This is a genomic window from Actinosynnema sp. NPDC023658 (genome assembly GCF_040639995.1).
Lineage (GTDB): Bacteria > Actinomycetota > Actinomycetes > Mycobacteriales > Pseudonocardiaceae > Actinosynnema.
Window position 1 is genome coordinate 1 of the sequence record NZ_JBFAAX010000631.1, and the last position, 3353, is coordinate 3353.

Consider the following 3353-nt stretch of genomic DNA (forward strand, 5'->3'; position numbering starts at 1 on the left):
TTTGATCGGGGCCGTCCCGAACCACCCGGTTCTCGGTTGTTGCGGGGGCTCGTACCGATACCCGTGGCCGCTCGGCCCCGCGGCTAGGGGTAGCGGCGAGACGGCAACTCCGAACGTCGGCAAGCGACCACCACCGAGCACCCTGTCTCCGCTCCCATCGGTACAGACCGGAGCAATGCTTGAGACCTGTGGATCGGCCGGTGAAGGGGCGTACCTTCCCGGTGATCGAGTAGCTGGTCTCAAGCATTGCTCCAGGTCGGCGACGACCTCCTGTGCGGTGGTCTCGTGGAGCAGTTCGTGGCGGGCTTCGGGGCAGGTGCCGTAGCTGATGTCCCGGAGTCCGGCGGCGCAGTAGTGCCCGACGAAGCCATCGATGTTGCCGATGGATTTTGCCCCGGTCCGCCGGACTCGGGCCGGTCAGGTCCCCCCTGTGACCGCGCGGACGTGCATGCCGTCCACCGACGCCCGCGACTAATTGATCGCCGCGACGGAGCCGCGCAGGTCCAGCATCGTCTCGCGCAGCCGGGCGAACACGTCCGCCTCGACCCACTCGGCGAACCGGCGATGCGCGGTGGGTCAACGGACTCCGAACGAGGCGGGCAGCGCCGACCAGGCACATCCGGTCTGCAAAACGCACAGGACGGCCGCCAGCACGACGCGGTCGTCCAGCCGCCGACGACCCCCGCCCTGGTGGCGTTGCCGCGCGTCGGGCAACAACGGACGCGCCAAGAGCCATAGCGGCTCCGGGCACCACTTCTCCCCATCGTTGATCAACAGTATGGCCTACCTGACAACACACCAAATGAGATGCGGTCTAACGGCTGAGTGGCCCCGCCTTCGCCGCGACGCCTGGTCATCCGGCTGACGAGCAAGCCCGAGCACCTGCCCGACCACCACCATCGCCACCTCGACGAACAGATCACCAGCTGCCCGCCGATGACGACGCTCCCCCCAGCGGGTCAGCGAGTTCGCCGCGATCCTCACCCGCCGCCGAGTGCACGATCTCGACGCTCGGATCGACGCGGTTCCGGCCGACGATCTACCCGCCCTGCACCGCTTCGTCCACGACCTACGGAAGGACAACGAGGCGGTGCTCGCAGGGCTGACCCCGACTCACAGCAACGGTCCGACCGAAGGAGTCGTCAACAAGATCAAGCTGCTCAAGCGTCAACCCTGCGGATGGGCAAGCTCCATCCTGCTGCGCAAGCAGATCCTGCTCGCCAGCAGCAATGGTCGTGGCAGCTCGCCCACTCGACTCAGATCGTTGATCACGCAATCAGCGACAGAACCACTCGTTTTGCAGTCCCTGACCGGGTCGCAGCCCAGCCTCGGTGCCTGAGACGGCTCCGTTGACCGCGGCACGGTGCAGGCGAACTTCCCTGCCGCAGAACGAACTGCGCACCTGAAGACGGGAGGCGAGACGTCCTTCGACGGGCCGGTTGAGGCCCCACTCCCATCTACCGAGGACCGAGGCGCGGTCGCGGCGTTCTTCACCGTCGACCGGCTGGACTCGCCAGCGATCCGGGCGTGCCCCGCCCGGTCCCCATCGACGATCTCTCCGGCGTCCGGCGCCGCCCGCGTGCTGCGGTCGCACTCGCCGTCACAACGTCGCCCAAGACGGAACGCCGAGGGGGCACGGCCGTCACACACGACCGTGCCCCTTCACGCAACCGCAGGTCAGCGGGTGGACAGAGTCACGTCGTCGATCGCGAAGCTCGTCTGGTTCGACTGGTCCTCGGTGGCTGAGAACTGGAGCGCGGCGGTGCGGCCCGCGTAGGAGGAGACGTCGAACGTCTTCGTCACGTAGCCGGGTCCGGCGTCGAGGTTGCTGTAGGTCGCCAGCGTCGTGCCGCCCAGTTGGACGGTCATCCGGTCGTACGCGCGGCTCTCCCGCTCCGCGGTGTCGATGCGCAGGTACAGGGTCAGCGTGGCCTTGCAGCCCGTGGGAACGGTGACGTCCTGCGCGATGCGCTCGGTGCGCTCGGTGCCGTAGCCGACCAGCCAGGCCAGGCGCGTCCCGGTGTGGGCGGGCTTGTCGGTGAACGCGTCGATCGTGTGCAGGTCGCCGGTCCACGGGGCGCGGCCGTTCTCGAAGCCCGGGTTGCCCACGAGCTGCGCCGGCGTGCACCCCCCGGTGGTACCGACCGTCCAGGTGAAGACGGCCGACCCGGTGTGGCCTCCGGGGTCCCTGGCCGTGACCGTGGTCGTGGAGCTGCCGGCGGTGGTGGGGGTGCCGGTGATCAGGCCGGTGGTCGCGTTGATCGACAGTCCCGCAGGCAGGCCGCTCGCCGCGTAGGTCAGCGGGTCGCCCTGCGGATCTGTGGCCTTGATCTGCAACGACACCGCGGTACCGGTCGCCGTGCTCTGCGGGCCCGGGTTGGTCACGACCGGGGCGTCACCGGGCGGCGGCCCTCCGACGTAGAGCAGGCGGTTGGGCGAGCCGGTGCCGATGTTGCTCAGGACGTCCTTGGTGGAACTGTCGATGATGAGGGCCTTGGCCTGGGACATGGTGAGACCGGGGTTGCGCTCCAGGGCCAGCGCGACCGTGCCCGTCGCGAGCGGCGCGGCGAAGGACGTGCCGTTCCACCCAGTGAGCACGTGGGTGTCGCTGTCCTTGCCGGCGCCGGTGACCCCGGCTCCTGGGGCGAACGCCGTCGTGCACGAGCCGTAGCTGGAGGGGTTGCTGCCAGTGTTGCGGCTGTCGGTCTTCGTCGAGGCGCCCATGGTGATGGCGCGCGGGTCCTTGGGCGAGTTCTGGCAGTCGCCCTTGCCGAAGTTGCCGGTGATCAGCACCAGCAGGAGGCCGCTGTCGATCATGGCTTTGGCCGCGTCGTCCAGCGCTTGGTCGTGCGTGCCGTTGTTGCTCTGGATGCTCATGTTGACCACGGAGGGCTTGGTCGCGTTCCGCGTGGTCCAGTCCATCCCGTCGACGATCTCCTCGGTGGTCGCCGAGTTGTCGCACCTCAGGATGCGGACGGCTTTGATGTCGGCCTTCTTGGCCACGCCGTAGGTCTTGCCCGCGATGTGGCTGGAGACGAACGTGCCGTGGTTGGCGCAGTCCTGGGCGCCGTTGCCGTCGTTGATCGAGGTGTAGACGCCGGTGGCACGCCCCTCGAACTCGGTGTGGGTGGCCCGCACCCCACTGTCGAGCACGTAGACGTCGACCCCGGCGGCGTCGTCGGGTGGGGTGTAGGAGGTGTCCAGCGGCAGGTTGCGCTGGTCGACGCGGTCCAGGTGCCAGGGGGCGTTGTCCTGCGCGGCCTCGACCTCGGCCTCGGCTTCGGCCGGCGCCGCGCCACCTGCCTGCCGGTGCACGCGGACGGTCTCCACGTAGGCCACGCGCCGGTCGCGGC

3 protein-coding genes are annotated in these 3353 nt (G+C 69.0%); 1 reads left to right on the plus strand and 2 read right to left on the minus strand.

Features of this window, described 5'->3' with window-relative positions:
* Nucleotides 1-576: 576 nt before the first annotated feature.
* On the minus strand, nt 577-774 hold the full coding sequence (locus tag AB0G02_RS32375) for a transposase (RefSeq protein ID WP_360801767.1): 198 nt from the start codon (nt 772-774) through the stop codon (nt 577-579).
* 220 nt (nt 775-994) lie between these two features.
* Here AB0G02_RS32375 and AB0G02_RS32380 point away from each other — a divergent pair, with 220 nt between their 5' ends.
* Nucleotides 995-1339 carry a transposase gene (locus tag AB0G02_RS32380; RefSeq protein ID WP_360801770.1) on the plus strand — a complete coding sequence of 115 codons (345 nt, stop codon included), beginning with the start codon at nt 995-997 and terminating at the stop codon, nt 1337-1339.
* Between the two features lie 338 nt (nt 1340-1677).
* Here the strand turns inward: AB0G02_RS32380 and AB0G02_RS32385 are convergent.
* Nucleotides 1678-3353: S8 family serine peptidase (locus AB0G02_RS32385; protein ID WP_360801774.1), on the minus strand; the 1676-nt coding region annotated here is incomplete at its 5' end.